A 16,189-nucleotide genomic window follows, 5' to 3' on the forward strand; every position below is an offset into this window, starting at 1 on the left:
CCGGTGCGCGCCACCCGGTCAGAGCGGCATGTTGCCGTGCTTCCTGGCGGGGGGCGCGGAACGCTTGTTGCCGAGCACGCGCAGGGCGCGGGCGACGTGCAGCCGGGTCTGGGAGGGCCGGATGACCGCGTCGACGTAGCCGCGCTCGGCGGCCACGTAGGGGGTGGCCATCGTCCGCTCGTACTCGGCGACGAGCTTGTGCCGCAGCTCGTCGCGGGCCGGTGCGGGCAGCGCCGCCAGCTCCCTGCGGTGCAGCAGGCTCACCGCCCCGGCCGCGCCCATCACCGCGATCTGCGCGGTGGGCCAGGCCAGGTTGACGTCACAGCCCAGGTGCTTGGAACCCATCACGGCGTAGCCGCCGCCGTACGCCTTGCGCACGACGACCGTCACCGTCGGCACCGTCGCCTCGGAGTACGCGTACAGCAGCTTGGCGCCGCGCCGGATGATGCCCCCGCGCTCCTGCTCCAGCCCCGGCAGGTACCCGGGCACGTCGGCGAAGGTGAGGACCGGAACGTTGAACGCGTCGCAGAACCGCACGAAGCGGGCGGCCTTCTCGGAGGCGTCGATGTCGATCGTGCCCGCCTGGTGCAGCGGCTGGTTGGCGACGACGCCGACGGGGCCGCCCTCCACCCGGGCGAAGCCGCAGATCATGTTGGGCGCGAACAGCGGCTGCACTTCGAGGAGTTCGAAGTCGTCCACGACCCGGCGGATGACGTCACGCATGTCGTAACCCCGGTTCAGGGCCTCCGGCACGATGGTGTCCAGCGGCGTGCCGTCCGGCTCCCCGGCCGCCGCCGGGTCGGTGCGCGGCGGCGGCTCCAGGTTGTTGCCGGGCAGGTAGCCCAGGAGGTCGCGCACCCAGCCGAGCGCCTCCTCCTCGTCCCCGGCGAGGTGGTGGACGTTGCCGGTCACCCGGCTGTTGAGGTCGGGGCCGCCCAGCTCGTCGAAGGTGGTCTCCTCGCCGGTGACCGTGCGCACCACGTCGGGCCCGGTGACGAACATGTGCGAGATGCCGTTCACCATGACGGTGAAGTCGGTCAGCGCCGGGGTGTAGACGGCGCCGCCCGCGCACGGGCCCATGACGACCGAGATCTGCGGCACCACGCCGGAGGCGTTGGCGTTGCGGCGGGCGAGTTCCGCGTAGTAGGCGAGCGAGACGACGCCCTCCTGGATGCGGGCGCCGCCCGAGTCGTTGATCCCGATGACCGGGCAGCCGATGCGCGTCGCCAGGTCCATGATCTTGAGGACCTTCTGCCCGAACGCCTCGCCCATGCTGCCGCCGAACACGGTGAAGTCCTGCGAGAACAGGCACACCGGGCGGCCGTCCACGGTCGCGTGGCCGGTGACCACCCCGTCCCCGTACGGCTGCTCCTCCTCGGAGCGGTAACCGGCCGAGGGGTGGCGGGCGAGCTGGTCGGTCTCGGCGAACGAGCCGGGGTCCACGAGCAGGTCGACGCGCTGCCGGGCGGTGAGCTTGCCCTTGCGGTGCTGCCGGGCCGCCGCGCGCGCGTCGCCCTGGCGCACGGCCTCGTCCTCGCGGCGCGCCCAGTCGGCGAGCCGCTGCCGTGGTGTGGGGATGTCGTGGGTACCGGTGCTGCTCCGCAAGGTCACCGGCCTCCTTCGGAGGTGAGCGCGGCGTCCAGGTGGGCCGCGATGACGTCGATGTGCGGCGGGTCGATGACGGAGACGTGGTCCCCGGGCACGTCCACCACCGTGAGGTCGGTGCAGAACTCCGCCCAGCCGAGCGCGTGGTCGGTGCGCAGGTAGCGCGGGTCGAGGCTGACGGTGAGCGCGTGCGGCTCGGCGGCCCGGTACAGCACGACCGGCCCGTCGTAGCTCTCCGGGCGGTAGCGCTCGGCCGCCTGGGTGTCCACGGCGGAGGTGTACTGGTGGTGCAGGGCCGCCTCGCCGATGCCCAGGCCGGCCTGGCGCAGCAGCTCCACCAGCAGCCGCATCTGGTCGCCCGCGTCCCGCTCGGCCAGCCGCGGCCACGGCACGTCCAGCGGGGTGCCGTAGGTCCGCTCGATGTGCTCGACGAACCGCTGGTGCCGGGCCGTCGGATCGTGCCGCCGCCCCGACGCGTCCTCCGTCAGCGGCAGGATGCAGTCGATCATGGCGACGAGGTCCACCCGGTGCCCGTCGGCCGTGAGCTGCCGGGCCGTCTCGAAGGCGAGGAGGCCGCCGAAGGACCAGCCGCCGAGCCGGTACGGCCCCTCCGGCTGCCGCTCGCGCAGCACCCGCGCGTAGTGCGCCGCCTTCTCCTCGACGGCCGGGGTGCCGGCGAGCCGTTCCAGGCCGTAGCAGGCGACGGCGGTGGAGAGGCGGCCGACCAGGGGGCGGTACACGCTGGCCGGCCCGCCGGCCGGGTGGAAGAGGAACAGCGGCTTCGGGTGCGGCCCCTCCCCGGGGTGCGGGGCCGCGCGCAGGACGTGCAGGACGCCGCCGGCGGAGGCGCCGGCCGTCTCCACGTACGGGCGGATGACGTCCGCCATGGCCTGCACGGTGGGCCGGGCCAGCAGGGCTCCGGCGTCCAGCGGGCGGCCCAGTTCGGCGGCGAGGAGCCCGGTCAGGCGCGCGGCGCGGGCCGCGTCGCCGCCGAGGGCGAAGAAGTCGTCCGCGACGCTGACCTGCCCGGTGTCCAGCACCTGCCGCCAGACTCGCGCCACCAGGCGTTCGGCCGGATCGCGTGGACCGACGTGCCCCGGGGGCGGCGCGGGCGCGTGCGGCGCGGGGCTCCCCTGCGCGGGCCCGGGACCGGCGGCCTGCTCCCCGGCGGCGGGCGGCGCCGCGGCGTCCAGGCGCAGTTCCCTGGCGAGGAACCCCTCCACGTCGTCCAGGCCCGCGCCGCGCAGCAGCGGGGTGAGCGGCAGCCGCACGCCGAAGTCCTGCTCCATGGCGTTGCGGGTGCGCTGGGCCATGAGCGAGTCCAGGCCGAGCGCGGTCAGCGGCCGGTCCCCGGTCAGGCTCTGCGGGGGGTGGCCGGTGATCTCCGCCAGCCGGGACCGCAGCCGCGCGGCGACCGCCGCCCGCGCCCGTCCCGGCTCCATGCCGCGCAGCACCTCCGGGCCGCCCCAGCCGTCAGGGGCTCCGGAGCCGCCGGGGGCTCCGGGCACGCCACCGGTGCCGCGGGGGACGGGACCCGACGCCGCCGTGTCCCCTGCGGCGGCGTCGGGGGCTTCGCCGAACCAGTACCTGCGGTGCTGCCACACCCGCTGCGGCAGGTCCACCAGCCGTCCGGACCGGTAGCGCTCCGCGAGCAGGGCGGGATGCCCGTGCAGGTGCAGTTCGGCCAGCTGGGTGTGGAAGGCCGTCACGTCCTCCTGCCTGCGCCGCAGCGTGCCGGCGACCAGCGGGTCCCGCACGCCCTCCGCCCGCAGCGTCGCCTCCAGGGGGCCCGCGAGCACCGGGTTCGGGGACAGCTCCAGGAACGCCTGGTGGCCGTCGTGGGCCGCCGCACCCACCGCCGCGGTGAACCGCACCGGACGGCGCAGGTTCGCCGCCCAGTACGCCGCGTCGAACGCCGGGACCTCCCGCGGGTCCTCGCTGACCGTGCTGTACCACGCGACCTTCGGCACGCTCGGCACCAGCGTCGTGAGCTCGGCCCGCAGCTCCTCCAGCAGCGGATCGACGGAGCGCGAGTGCCCCGCCGCGCTCACCCGCAGGGCCTTGGCCATGCGCCCGGCCCGCTCGGTCCGCCGCACCAGCTCGGCCACCTGCACGCCGGGCCCGGTGACGGTGAGCTGCTGCGGCGCCGCGTACACCGCGACCGTCACCCCGGCGAGCCGCTCGCCGGACTCGGCGACCAGCTCCGCCAGTTCCGCCGGGGACAGCTCCACCACGGCCATCGCCCCGCCGCCCGCCGTGTTGGCCCCGGCCAGCAGCCGGGCGCGCACCGCCATGACGCGCAGCCCGTCGCGCACGTCGAGCGCGCCGGCGGCCACCGCCGCCGCGGCCTCGCCCATCGAGTGCCCGATGACGGCGGCGGGTTCGACGCCCGCCGCGCGCCACCGCGAGGCGAGCGCCACCTGGACGCCGAACAGGGCGAGCTGGTCGCGCAGGATGTCGGTGGTCTCGTCCACGCCCCGCAGCGCGTCGGTCAGGGTCATCCCGGCCTCCTCGGCGAAGGCCGCGTCCAGCTCCCGCACGGCGTCGGCGAAGACGGGATCGGCGTCGAGCAGGCGCTGCGCCATGCCGGGGTACTGCGAGCCGAAGCCCGGGAACACCCACACCACGCCCTGCGCGGCGGCCGTCGAGCGCACGGTGGACCGCCCGCCCGCCGCCAGCTCCCGCAGCCCGGCCGCCAGCTCCGCGCGCCCGGCGCCGACGACCGCGGCCCGGCACGGCAGCCGGTCGCGCCGCAGGGCCAGGGTGTGGGCGACGTCGGCCGGGTCCGGCGCGTCCGGCGCGGCCAGCGCGTCGGCCAGCCGGGCGGCGTAGGCGCGCACCCGGACGGGGTCCGCGTCGGACAGCGCGAGGACGTGCACGGGCGCCGGCCCGCCGGCGTCCTGCGGCGGATCGGCGGGCCGGTGCTGCGGCCACTCCTCCAGCACCACGTGCGCGTTCGTGCCGCCGAAGCCGAAGCCGGAGACCCCGGCCACCGCCCGTCCCGAATAACGCGGCCACGGCGTCGCGCCGGTGACCACCCGCAGCCGGTCCCGCTCCAGGTGCAGCCGGGGGTTGGCCTCGCGGAAGTGCAGGCTCGGCGGGATGCGCCCGTGCACCATGGACAGCACGACCTTGAGCAGCCCCGCCACCCCGGCCGCCGCCTCCAGGTGGCCCAGGTTCGTCTTCACCGAGCCGAGCAGCAACGGCCGCTCCGGCTCCCGCCCGCGGCCCAGCACCGTGCCGAGCGCGTCCGCCTCGATCGGGTCGCCCAGCGGCGTGCCGGTGCCGTGCGCCTCGACGTAGTCCACGGCGGTGCCGTCGACGTCGGCGCGGGCGCAGGCGCGGGCCAGCAGGTCGCGCTGCGCGGACGGGTTCGGCGCCATCAGCCCGTTGGAGCGCCCGTCGGAGTTGGTGACCGAGCCCCGGATGACGGCCAGCACGCGCGAACCGTCGCGGCGCGCGTCCGACAGCCGCTTGAGCACCACCACCCCGCAGCCCTCGCCGCGCACGATGCCGTCGGCGGACGCGTCGAACGCCTTGCAGTGCCCGTCGGACGACAGGGCACCCGCCAGCTCGAAGTTGGCGGACACCGCGGGCGTCAGCAACAGGTTGACCCCGGCGGCGACCGCGCAGTCCGACTCGCGGTCGGCGAGGCTGCGGCACGCCAGGTGCACCGCGACGAGCGACGAGGAGCAGGCCGTGTCCACGGCCATGGACGGCCCGCGCAGGTCGAGCACGTACGACAGCCGGTTGGCGAGCACGCTGGGCGCGGCGCCCGTCGCGGTCCACTCCTGGATCGCGGTCAGCTCCCGGGTCGTCAGCTGCGCGTACTCGGCGGCGGACGCGCCGACGAACACCCCCGTCTGGCTGCCCCGCAGCGACTGCGGCGGCAGCCCGGCGTGCTCCAGCGCCGCCGTGACGACCTCCAGCAGGATGCGCTGCTGCGGGTCCATGAGCGCCGCCTCGCGCGGGGTGATGCCGAAGAACTCGGCGTCGAACCCGGCCACGTCCCCGAGGACGCCCGCCCGGCGCGGCACCCCGGCCAGCACCCGTTCGGCGGCCGGGTCGCCGTGCGCGTACCCGGCCCAGCGCTCGGGCGGCACCTCGCCGACCGCGTCCCGGCCCTCGTCCAGCAGCCGCCAGAACGCGGCGGGGCCCTCCGCGCCGGGGAAGCGGCAGCCGACGCCCACCACCGCGATCGGCACGGCGGCGGCCGTCCCGTCGGCCCCGGGGGTGACGGCGGCGGGTTCGCCCTGCGTCAGCCGCTCCACGAGGGACGCGATCGTGGGACGCTCCCAGGCCAGGTTCTCCGGCACCGCGCGGCCCACCCGTTCGGAGAGCTGCGCGGTCAGGGTGGTGGTCTGGAGCGACGACAGGCCCAGCTCGCTGAGCGGCGCCGCCACGTCCACCAGCCGTTCGTCCACGCCCGCCAGCGCGGCCACCCGGCCCACCAGCCACCGGCGCAGGGCCGCCGCCTCGGGCGGCTGCCGGCCGGTCACCGCACGGCTCCGGAGCCGAACGCGCCGCCCAGGTAGCCGGTGCGGGCCGCCGCCCTGGCGACCTTCCCGCTGGACGTCCGCGGCACCTGCCCCGGCCGCAGCAGCACCACGTCGTGGACGGCCACCCCGTGCCGCGCCGACACGGCGGTGCGGATGGCGGCGGCCACCTCGGAGGCGTCCTCGGTGCGGTCCTCGACGGCCTGCCGGGTGCGCTCGGCCAGCACGACGAGCCGCTCGCCCGCGTCCCCCTCCGGCTGTCCGGCGGCGTGCGGCGGCGCGGCGTCGTCCGCTGCGACGGAGAACGCGGCCACGTGGTGCGGCCGGACCGACGGGTGGGCCTCCTCCGCCGTCAGCTCGATGTCCTGCGGATAGTGGTTGCGGCCCCCGACGATGACCAGGTCCTTCATGCGCCCGGTGACGTAGACCTCGCCGCCGTGCACCACGCCGAGGTCCCCGGTGCGCAGCCAGCGGCCGTCCCCCGGCGCGTCCGCCGGCAGCGTGCCGCTGAACGTGCGGCGGCCCTCCTCGTCGGCGTTCCAGTAGCCGCGCGAGACGTTCGGGCCGCGCAGCCAGAGTTCGCCGACCGTGCCGTCCGGCAGCGGAACGCAGGACTGCGGATCGACGACCCGCAGTTCCTGGTCCACCGCCGTGCCGCACGAGACGAGCGTCGTGACGGACGCGGACGGCGTGGCGGGCGGCTTCGCCGTCCCCTCGGCCAGGGCGTCCCGGTCGAACGCGGTGGTGCGCGGCGGGGCGCCCGCCCGGCTGGCCGAGACCAGGACCGTCGCCTCGGCCAGCCCGTAGGACGGCCGGTGCGCCTCGGGACGCAGCCCGCACTCGGCGAAGGCCGCGTGGAAACGCCCGATCGTCCCGGCCTGCACCGGCTCCGCACCGTTGATCAGCGCCTTGACGCTGTCGAGCCGCAACCAGTCCCGCTCCTCCCGGGAGACCCGGGCGGCGGCGAAGTCGTAGGCGAAGTTGGGCGCGGCGGTGACGGCGCGCGGGTAGGTCGACAGCATCCGCAGCCAGCGCGCCGGGCGGCCCAGGAACGCCGCCGGGTCCATCAGCACCGCGTGCAGACCCGCGACGAGCGGCGTGGCCACCCCCAGCATCAGCCCCATGTCGTGGAACAGCGGCAGCCAGCTCACCATGACCGCGTCGTCGCCGGGCCCGCAGCCGTAGGCGGCCTGCACCTGACGGGCGTTGGCCAGCACGTTGGAGTGGCTGATCATCGCACCGGCCGGGGAGCGGGTGGAACCGGAGCTGTACTGGAGGTAGGCGATGTCCTGCGGCACGGCGCCGTGCCCGGGAACCTGCGGGACGGGGGCTCCGGAGGCGTCGAGGGCGCCCTCCAGGGCGTCCACGTCCACGACATGCGGCCGGCCGGCGGGCGTGACGGGCCCCGGGACGGTGGACCGCGGGGCAGCGGGCTCCGCGACGGGGGACTCCGGGACGGTGGACAGCGGTGGTGCGGGGACCAGGGCGTCCAGCAGGGCGTGCACGGCGTCGAGGTGCGCACCCGTCGTCAGCACGGCCGCCGGAGCGCAGTCGGGAAGAGTGGCGGCGAGGCGGTCCCCGTGACCGGACTGCCCCGGCGGGAACAGCGGCACCGCGATGGCACCGGCACGCTGCGCGGCCAGGAAGCCGACCACGTACCCGGTGCCCTGCGGCGCCAGCACCGCGACCCGTTCACCCGGCCGCACCCGCTCGCGCAGCCACGCGGCCACCGCCTCCGTACGCTCCTCCAGCCGGGCGAACGTCCACGTGGTGGCGGTGCCGCGGGCGGACCGTGTGAAGTCGACGAACGTCAGGGCAGGCGCGTCGGGGCGGGCCGCGGCCCAGTGGCGCAGACAGCCGTCGAGCGTGCTGGGGGCCGTGGTCTGCGCGGGAACGCGGGAGCGCGCCGTACTCGTTGCGGTGGGGGTGACCATGCGGTGCTCTCCAATGCTCATGGCCGGGCGCCGATGAAACAGCACGGGGGGAATGCGATCGAAGCCGGACGGCTCAGTATTGGAGCGCCTCAAGGGGATGTCAACGGTGAATCGTGCGCCGGATAACGAGCGTGCCCACATCTATTCCGCTGTGGTTCCGGTGAGTGTCCCGCAGGCGTTCCTGTGCGCCAGATGACAAGTTTTCCACCCGTCCTGCCTGCGGAAACGTCCGGTGGCTTGCGGCCGTTGCGCCCGGCGGCCCCGTGTGGTTAACCTCCTGCAACCGGCGAGTAACAACGGCTTCCCTCCGCTCGGGAGTAACGCCTTGTGCCGGAATGCATGGCCGTTTCACGCATCCCGCGGGGAGCGGTTGCCAGCCCTCCCCGCGGGTATTCCGGCAATAAATGTGCGGGCTTTTTCATCGGAAAGTGAGCACTCCTTCCGGGGAAACCGGCCCGCCCGATGAACCGCCGGTGGGGGGCGGAACGGTCGCGGCGCCCGGTCAGGGCGCCGCGACCACCCCCGCGCCCGGGCCGTACCATCCCTGCGGGGAGGTGCCCGTGTACGAGCCCGACGAACTCTCCGGCGGCCCCGCCGCCGACGGCCTGTCCGGCGAACCGGCCGACGGCCTGCCCGACGGCCTGCCCGGCAGCCCCGTGGGCGGCCCCTTCGACGAACCGGCCGCGCAGGCAGGCCCGTTGACCCTCGGACCGGCCGACGGCCCGCCCCGGCTGTGGCTCGTCCGCGTCGCGGAGCACCGCCGGCTCGCCCACCGGCTCGCCCCCGCGCTGCTCGACGGCGCCGAACGGGACCGCGCCGCGTCCTTCCGCCGCCCCGCCGACCGCGACCTCTACGTCACCGCCCACGTCGCCCTGCGCCGTCTCCTCGGCCGCTACCTCGACCGCGACCCCGCCGGGATCCGCCTCCAGCGCCTGCCCTGCCCCGGCTGCGGGCAGCCGCACGGACGCCCCGCCGCGGCCGGCGCCCCGCTGCACTTCTCCCTCTCGCACAGCGATGGCATCGCCCTGCTCGCCTTCGCCGCGACCCCCGTCGGCGTCGACGTCGAAGCCCTCCCCGCACCCGACGTCGTCACCGACGTCCTGCGCACCCTCCACCCCGAGGAGGCGGACGAACTGCGCGCGCTGCCGCCCGCCCGCAGGCCCGAGGCGTTCACCCGCGTGTGGACCCGCAAGGAGGCGTACCTCAAGGGCCTCGGCATCGGCCTCGCCCGCAACCCGTCCGACGACTACGTCGGCACCGGGCCCGTCCCGCCCGCCCTGCCCGGCTGGACGGTCACCGACGTCCGCGTCCCCGACGGCTACGGCGGCGCCGTAGCCGTCGCCGCACCCTGACGTCCGCGTACGTGACGTCCCTGCGCTGACGTCCCTGCGCTGACCGGTGCGGCCGGGCACGCCGCCCGTCCCGTCCCGCCCGTCCCGGGGGCCCGCGCCGGTGTGCACCGGGCACCGTTCTGCGACCATGGTCGGATGCGTGCGCGATACGGAGTACCCCTGGGCATGGCCGCGTTCGGCGCGGCCTGTGTCGGCTACGCGGCGGTCGTGGAACCCCGCGCCTTCCGGCTGCGGAGGGTCACCGTCCCCGTCCTGCCCCCCGGCATGCGGCCCCTGCGGGTCCTCCAGGTCTCGGACATCCACCTGGTCAGCGGACAGAACCGGAAGCGGCGCTGGCTCCAGTCCCTCGCCGGGCTCCGCCCCGACCTCGTCATCAACACCGGCGACAACCTGTCGGACCCCGAGGCCGTCCCCGAACTGCTCGACGCCCTCGGCCCGCTCCTCGCCTTCCCCGGCGCCTACGTCTTCGGCTCCAACGACTACTACGGGCCCAAGCTGCGCAACCCGGCCCGCTACCTGATGGAGAAGGCCAGCGGACGCCACGGGCTCAACGGCAACCCCCCGGCCACCGGCGCCATCCACAATCCCTGGGAAGGCATGCGCGACGCCTTCGACGCGGCCGGCTGGACGGGCCTCACCAACGCGCGCGGACGCGTCAAGCTCGACAGCGCCGACATCGCCCTCACCGGCCTGGACGACCCGCACATCAAGCGCGACCGCTACGGCGAGGTCGCCGGCGGCCCCGACCCGGCAGCCGACCTGTCCCTCGCCGTCGTCCACGCCCCCTACCTGCGCGTCCTGGACGCCTTCACCGCCGACCGCTACCCGCTGATCCTGGCCGGTCACACCCACGGCGGCCAGCTCCGCATCCCCTTCTACGGAGCCCTGGTCACCAACTGCGACCTCGACACCGACCGGGTCAGCGGCCTGTCCACCCACGAAGCCGCCGGCCACCGCGCCTACCTCCACGTCTCCGCCGGCTGCGGCGCCAACCGCTACACCCCCGTGCGCTTCGCCTGCCCCCCCGAAGCCACCCTCCTCACCCTCACCCCACCCCCGGCCTGACCACCCCGGACCACCCCCGGAACCGGATTTCGCGTCCACGCGGCGGTGGGCTAGAGTAGTCCCCGTTGCTTCGGGGTGTGGCGCAGCTTGGCAGCGCGCTTCGTTCGGGACGAAGAGGTCGTGGGTTCAAATCCCGCCACCCCGACAGAGGAAATACCAGGTCAGGGGCCTGATCCGCTTAGCGGATCGGGCCCCTGAGTGGTTGCTGGGCGAAGTCGCACGGGAGATCTAGATGAAGATCTTGGTCGACTTCCCCCAGGAGCAGCCTCCAGTGCCGCAGGACGAGTGGCGTTCAAGCGGTTTCGGACCTGCGCGTTCGCGGATCCAAGGCTCGTAGCTGACCAGGAACGCCGCGGCGGGCCGCCCCGACTGCGCTGGCGGGAGTCGTGGAACACCGCCACGGTTCCGTACCGAAATACTCGACGGCGCCCAGCAGCTTGCGATTGGCCTTCGGGGCGACAACGTCCGCAGCGCCACTGTCATAGCGAGCCAGGCGCCAGTCGAGCGAGGTGTTCCGGTCGTGGTCGTGCCGTTCTCTCATTCGGCCGGCCGGGACATCCGTGGCTCATCGGTCGTGAACCCGAGCGACGCGTACAACGGCTCGCCCTCCGAACTGGCGGTCAGGCTGATGCGCTTGCAGCCGCGTACGGTCATCCAGTCCATGAGCGCTGTCACCACCGCCCGCGCGTAGCCGCGTCTGCGGAACGCCGGATCGGTGGCGACGGTGCTGATGTCGCCGTTGAACGGCTTGCTGCTGTCGGGGCCCGGGACCCGGGGAAGAAGGAACCCCAGCGCACAGGCCGCCACACGGCCTGGAGCGGCGTCCACCACGAAAGCGGCGACCGTGTCCCGGTCGTCGAGCATCGCGGCGAACGCCTCCCGGCATTCCTCGACCCATGGGCCGTCCGGCAGGTCCCTCGGCCTGGTCCAGGGCTCCTCGGGGCAGGTCAGCGAAAGTTGGCGCATCCGCGCCAGTTCCCTGGCGTCGGCGGCCACCGCCCGTCGCACGAGCACGCTCACTACGGCTCCTCCCGTTGACACGTACGTTCTTGATTGCGGCGATGTTCTTGGGGTCCGTATCCTGCTGGACAACGCGTTGAAGGAGACGAGTAGCCGCAGGATCACGCGAGCAGAGAGAGCCGCCGGGAGCTGGGAAGGCGGCCTCGCGCCCCGCGGTGAAGACCCTCCCGAGCGCGGGGAGGAACGACCTCGCCCGGAGGTCCAATGCCCCGCCGGCCGGCCCCCGTCACCGGGCCCGAACGAGGCCGCCACCAGGTGGCGGCGAAAGTGCGGTGGCACCGCGAGTTGCCCTTCTCGCCCGCACTCCCAAGGGATCATGACGACGTCCTTCGGAGGACCGCAATGATCCACAGCCGCGTACACGTCTCCGACCTGCGAGAACACGTCGGCCGTACCGTTTCCGTCTGCGGGTGGGTGAACACGCTCCGCCTGCAGCGCAAGATGCAGTTCGTCATCGTGCGGGACAACACCGGCATGGTGCAGGTGACCCACAAGCGCGACGGCGGGCCGCTGGAGGCCCGGCTCGAAGCCCTCACCCCCGAGTCCGCCGTCCGTGTCACCGGCCGTGTCGTCGACGCCGCCCAGGTCAAGCTCGGCGGCCTGGAGATCGTCCCGGAAGAGGTCGAAGTTCTGAACCCGGCCGCCGCACCGCTTCCGATCGACGAGCACACCGGCCTGGAGCAACGCCTGGACTGGCGCTTCCTGGACGTGCGCCGCCGGCCCGCCACCCAGGTGCTGTTCGCCGTGCAGACCACCCTGGAACAGGGGATGCGCGAGTACGCCTACGAGCAGGGCGCCACCGAGATGCACACCCCCAAGCTCATGGGTACCGCCTCGGAGTCCGGCGCGGAGGTCTTCAAGCTCGGCTACTTCGGCCGCAGCGCCTATCTGGCGCAGTCGCCGCAGTTCTACAAGCAGATGGCCATCGCGGCCGGGATCGACAAGGTCTTCGAGATCGGGCCGGTCTTCCGAGCGGAGCCGTCGTTCACCTCCCGGCACGCGACCGAGTTCACCGGCGTCGACGTGGAGCTGGCCTGGATCGACGGCGTCGAGGACGTGATGGCGTTCGAGGAGCGGATGCTCGCGCACGCGATCGCCAGGGTCGCCGACGCGCACGGTGAGGCGATCGCCGAGCACCTCGGCGTCGAGGTCACCGTCCCCACGACCCCCTTCCCCCGCATCACCATGGCCGAGGCCCACGAGATCCTCCGCAAGGGCGGCTGGGACCCGGAGGGGGTCAAGGAGGACCTGGACCCGGAAGGCGAGCGGAGCATCTCGGCTCACATCAAGGAGGCCACTGGGCACGAGTTCGTGTTCATCACGCACTACCCGGTGGGCATCCGGCCCTTCTACCACATGCGGCCCGCCGACGACCCGAGCGTGACCTTGAGCTTCGACCTGCTGTGGAAGGGGCTGGAGGTCACCACCGGAGCGCAGCGTGAGCACCGGTACGACGTGCTGCTGGAGCAGGCCGCTGAGAAGGGCATGAGCCCCGAGCCGTTGCGGGACTACCTGAACGCGTTCCGGTACGGGTGCCCGCCGCACGGCGGGCTCGGCATGGGCCTCGGTCGAGTGCTGATGGTCATGCTCGGCCTGGACTCGATCCGCGAGGCTACCTTCCTCTTCCGCGGACCGAACCGGCTCACGCCGTAACCGGCCGCACACCGCGCCCTCCGGCACGGGGCCCTCGCCCGTGCCGGGGGCGCGCTCTCAGTAGCGGACGTTGCGCAGGTCATGCGTCCACGCCTCACCCGGGTTCTTGTCCCAGTAGGCCCGCAGTGCCCGCTCCCGCTCGGAGAAGCGGCCCCGGTGGCACAGACTGCCGTGGGAGAGGGTGATGCTCATGGCGAGCGCCGACTCGGTGGTGACCCAGTGGGGCGTCAGCGCATGGCTCCACAGCTGGTCGCCGGGCCGCATGGTGACGGACTGGCGGTCGTCCGGATCGTGTGCGGGCGGGTCCTCGCCGGTGGTCTCGCCGATGACCGCCGCGTCGGCCGTCAGGTGCTTGTCGGGGTCGAGGTGGCTGTGGAAGGTCTTGGTGCCGTGCACCTGCCAGACCAGGCCGTGCGAGTTGTCGTTGTGGTAGGTCGAGGACGCGCCCTCGGTGGACAGGAACAGGATGGGCGCCAGACGCTGCCAGGTGAATCCCCGGGCGGACAGGTGCGTGCGCCAGGGGATCATCACCTCCTCCTGGAAGCCGTCCAGGAGGTCGTCGTAGAAGCGGCTGAGGTTGAAGTGCACCAGCCGGAACGTCCAGGTGGCGATCTCCTCGATCGGCGCGGTGCAGAAGGCGGCGGTGCGGTCCATGCGCACCTGCCAGTCGTCGTCCCCGAGGACCGTGAACCGGACCTCCTCGTCCCTGCGGATGTGGTCGAGGATGTCGACGGCGGGCAGGAAGGTGTGGTCGAAGGGCACCTCCAGCGGGAAGTTCGGCGGTTGCCGCCAGCGGCGGGGAAAGTCGTCGGGTGTCGTGATCGCCATAGAGCGGTCCATGGAGTCGGGATGCGTCGGGTCGCCCTCACGCCGCCGTGCACGACGCGCTGCGGTCGTCGGGCGCGGCGGAGGGGCGGCGGCAGATGGCGGCGCAGTCCGGGGTCACCCGGTCCTGCGCCGGAGTGGTCAGGAACTGTCCGATCGCGGCCCGGGGAGCGTGGGCGCTGACCGACGCCTGGCCGTAGGGGCAGCGCCGGATGCGGCCGTCGGCGGAGACGTACGCGGTCGCCGAGCGGCACTGCCACCGTTCGCCCCCGCCTGCGGGGAGTTGCAGTTCACGCAGTTCACCGAGGTAGGCCCGGTAGCGGTCGGACAGGTCGAAGTGGCGGCCCAGCAGCTCGGCGTCGAGCTGCTGCCGTACCAGGTAGTCCTGGACCGATCCGCCCTCACGGCGCAGAGTGCGCTCGTCGAGGACGACGGGACTGAACTGGACCTCCACCCCGGCCCCGGAGACGAGGCCGACCAGCTCCCGGCACTCCTCGTCGTCCAGATCCCAGCAGGTGACGTGCAGGATCTTCGTCCCGGTGCCGAGGGCGCGCAGCGTGTCGATCCCCGAGGCCGCGGTACGTGTGGTGCGTCCCAGCGCCATCGCGCCCTGCGAGTCGGCGGAGACGGTCACGTTGGCCAGCAGACGCGCCACCCGGGAGAGGACGGTGACCTCGGCCGCGGTGCGGGCCGAGGTCACCACCGACACCGCCATGCCGAACTGGTGGGCCAGCCGTACCAGCTGCCGGAGCCGCGGGTGGTGGGTCGGCTCCCCACCGCTCAGGCACACCCCTTCCACGCCCGCCTCCCTCAGCCGCGACAGGGTGCGGGTGTAGGTCGCGGTATCCAGGAAGCCGTGGGCGCGGTCGGCCCGGAAGCAGAACCCGCAGGCCACCTTGCAGTGCCCGGCCGTGGAGATCAGCGCCGTACGGACGTGGGTGCTCATTGCACCCCCGTGTCGTCCCACACGGCGATCTCCACGGTGCTCGTGTAGAAGGCGCACATCTCGGGATCCGGGGTGTCGCCTCCGACGAGGGCCTGCTCGTTGCGGGACGGGCCGCCGCAGACGGCGAGCGCCGGGCAGTCACCGCACTCGGGTACCGGTGCGACTTCCTTCGCTACGCCGGCCAGGAGGCCGGGGTCGGCCCGCAGCTCGTCGAGCGTGTGCAGGAACGACGGCTCGGTGAAGTTGATGTCGCACAGGCTGACCCGGCTGCCTGGTAGGAGGGCGGCGTTCAGACTGCGGTCGCCCTGCATGTGGTCGAACAGCATCGGCCGGCGGGTGTCGAGGGCCTGGAAGGCGCGGTCCAGGACGGAGAACAGCATCCCGCCCCGTCCCAGCGCGGCCAGGCGCGCCTCGTACAGCTCCTTGGCCAGATCGTCGCCTTTGACCTGCCAGCGGCCCACCGTCGGGATGGGTGTGTTGACGTAGACGAACTTCAGCCCGAGGTCGTCGACGATCCACCGGACTGTCTCGGCGAGGCGTCCGATGTTCGCGGCCGTCGGGGTGAGGTTGCAGCCCACGTGAAGCCCCTCGGCCTCGATGAGCCGGGCGACGTTGCGGAGGATCCGGTCGTCCGCGGGCCGCCCGCCGAGCAGGAGGCGGTTCGCGGAGTTGATGCCCGGAGGGCCGTCGATGGAGATGCCGACCCCGTACTCGTACGCGACGAGGTGGTCGAGGACCTCGTCGGTCAGACGGGCGCCGTTGGTGACGACCGTGCGCCGCACCCTGGCCACGCCGTAGCGGTCGGCGAGGGTGTCGGCGAGCCGGTCGCCGTACCGCATCAGGTCGAAGCGGATGGTCGGCTCGCCGCCGAACCACTGGACGGACACCTCCTCCTGCCCGGCGTTCTGCTCGAACAGGAACTCCAGCCCGTCCGAGAGCTCGTCCTCCGTCATGTCCGGCTCGCCGGTGTTCGTGTCGACGAAGCAGTAGGTACAGGCCATGTTGCAGCGGTCGGTGAGGACCACGCGCAGGCCGCTGATGCGGCGGGGGACAGCGTCCAGGCCGAGGTGTCGGAGACGGTCGTGGAGTGCTTCGCGCCGGTCGGCCGCGGGACCGCCGGGTGTGAAGCCGAGCCCGGCAAGGGCTTCGTGGGTCGCGGTCGGGGGGACCCCGGCGAGGTCGTGGACCTCGCCGGAGTCGATGAACACACTGTCCAACCCGACCGGGTCGAGGAGAACCGCTTCCCCGGCCCGCTCGTACCGGAAGTACTTCCCCCACAGCATCCGAGGGACG

Annotated in this window: 10 protein-coding genes and 1 tRNA gene; 4 read left to right on the forward strand and 7 right to left on the reverse strand. The window is 73.7% G+C overall.

The genetic code is table 11. The features are described from left to right. Positions 1-18 precede the first annotated feature (18 nt). Genes V1J52_RS18935 through V1J52_RS18945 form a run of 3 tightly spaced genes read right to left on the reverse strand, consistent with a single transcriptional unit; the run spans position 19 to position 8,056 of the window. The gene (locus V1J52_RS18935; RefSeq protein WP_443075868.1) at positions 19-1,611 is read right to left on the reverse strand and encodes an acyl-CoA carboxylase subunit beta; all 1,593 of its coding nucleotides are present in this window, start codon (positions 1,609-1,611) and stop codon (positions 19-21) included. Beyond that, positions 1,608-6,104 (reverse strand): beta-ketoacyl synthase N-terminal-like domain-containing protein, encoded by a 4,497-nt coding sequence (locus tag V1J52_RS18940; protein WP_330141072.1) that lies wholly within the window; start codon positions 6,102-6,104, stop codon positions 1,608-1,610. Before V1J52_RS18940 ends, V1J52_RS18935 begins: the two co-directional genes overlap by 4 nt. Then, positions 6,101-8,056 carry a fatty acyl-AMP ligase gene (locus V1J52_RS18945; RefSeq protein WP_330141073.1) on the reverse strand — a complete coding sequence of 652 codons (1,956 nt, stop codon included), beginning with the start codon at positions 8,054-8,056 and terminating at the stop codon, positions 6,101-6,103. The genes V1J52_RS18940 and V1J52_RS18945 overlap by 4 nt, the downstream gene beginning before the upstream one ends. Positions 8,057-8,595: 539 nt before the next feature. Between V1J52_RS18945 and V1J52_RS18950 the strand changes: the two genes are divergently transcribed. The 3 genes from V1J52_RS18950 (at position 8,596) to V1J52_RS18960 (ending at position 10,597) form a co-directional block, all read left to right on the forward strand. Then, a complete protein-coding gene (locus tag V1J52_RS18950) occupies positions 8,596-9,387 on the forward strand; it encodes a 4'-phosphopantetheinyl transferase family protein (protein WP_330141074.1) in 792 nt (263 codons plus the stop codon). 135 nt (positions 9,388-9,522) lie between these two features. Next, positions 9,523-10,452, forward strand: a complete 930-nt coding sequence (locus V1J52_RS18955) for a metallophosphoesterase (protein ID WP_330141075.1) — start codon at positions 9,523-9,525, stop codon at positions 10,450-10,452. Positions 10,453-10,523: 71 nt separating this feature from the next. Continuing rightward, positions 10,524-10,597, forward strand: a tRNA-Pro gene (locus V1J52_RS18960). Between the two features lie 392 nt (positions 10,598-10,989). Here V1J52_RS18960 and V1J52_RS18965 read toward each other — a convergent pair. After that, complete coding sequence (locus V1J52_RS18965; RefSeq protein ID WP_330141076.1) at positions 10,990-11,472, reverse strand: GNAT family N-acetyltransferase; 483 nt, start codon at positions 11,470-11,472, stop codon at positions 10,990-10,992. A 342-nt stretch (positions 11,473-11,814) separates the two neighbouring features. Between V1J52_RS18965 and aspS the strand changes: the two genes are divergently transcribed. Next, the gene (aspS, locus tag V1J52_RS18970) at positions 11,815-13,125 is read left to right on the forward strand and encodes an aspartate--tRNA(Asn) ligase (RefSeq protein ID WP_330141077.1); all 1,311 of its coding nucleotides are present in this window, start codon (positions 11,815-11,817) and stop codon (positions 13,123-13,125) included. 57 nt (positions 13,126-13,182) lie between these two features. On the opposite strand, the gene V1J52_RS18975 is transcribed toward aspS, so the two are convergent. Genes V1J52_RS18975 through V1J52_RS18985 form a run of 3 tightly spaced genes read right to left on the reverse strand, consistent with a single transcriptional unit; the run spans position 13,183 to position 16,179 of the window. Further along, complete coding sequence (locus V1J52_RS18975) at positions 13,183-13,953, reverse strand: hypothetical protein (protein ID WP_330141079.1); 771 nt, start codon at positions 13,951-13,953, stop codon at positions 13,183-13,185. A 37-nt stretch (positions 13,954-13,990) separates the two neighbouring features. After that, the gene (locus V1J52_RS18980) at positions 13,991-14,896 is read right to left on the reverse strand and encodes a radical SAM protein (protein WP_330141080.1); all 906 of its coding nucleotides are present in this window, start codon (positions 14,894-14,896) and stop codon (positions 13,991-13,993) included. Then, positions 14,893-16,179: a radical SAM protein gene (locus tag V1J52_RS18985; RefSeq protein ID WP_330141081.1), complete on the reverse strand. Its 1,287-nt coding sequence runs from the start codon at positions 16,177-16,179 to the stop codon at positions 14,893-14,895. The genes V1J52_RS18980 and V1J52_RS18985 overlap by 4 nt, the downstream gene beginning before the upstream one ends. Positions 16,180-16,189 lie beyond the last annotated feature (10 nt).

The organism is Streptomyces solitudinis, from assembly GCF_036323765.1.
GTDB lineage: Bacteria > Actinomycetota > Actinomycetes > Streptomycetales > Streptomycetaceae > Streptomyces.

Bases quoted from the DNA above. Each gene is read 5' to 3' on its own strand.
- V1J52_RS18955 (WP_330141075.1), top strand. From the start codon at position 9,523: ATGCGTGCGCGATACGGAGTACCCCTGGGCATGGCCGCGTTCGGCGCG.
- aspS (WP_330141077.1), top strand. From the start codon at position 11,815: ATGATCCACAGCCGCGTACACGTCTCCGACCTGCGAGAACACGTCGGC.
- V1J52_RS18975 (WP_330141079.1), bottom strand. From the start codon at position 13,953: ATGGCGATCACGACACCCGACGACTTTCCCCGCCGCTGGCGGCAACCG.
- V1J52_RS18985 (WP_330141081.1), bottom strand. From the start codon at position 16,179: ATGCTGTGGGGGAAGTACTTCCGGTACGAGCGGGCCGGGGAAGCGGTT.
- V1J52_RS18980 (WP_330141080.1), bottom strand. From the start codon at position 14,896: ATGAGCACCCACGTCCGTACGGCGCTGATCTCCACGGCCGGGCACTGC.
- V1J52_RS18945 (WP_330141073.1), bottom strand. From the start codon at position 8,056: ATGAGCATTGGAGAGCACCGCATGGTCACCCCCACCGCAACGAGTACG.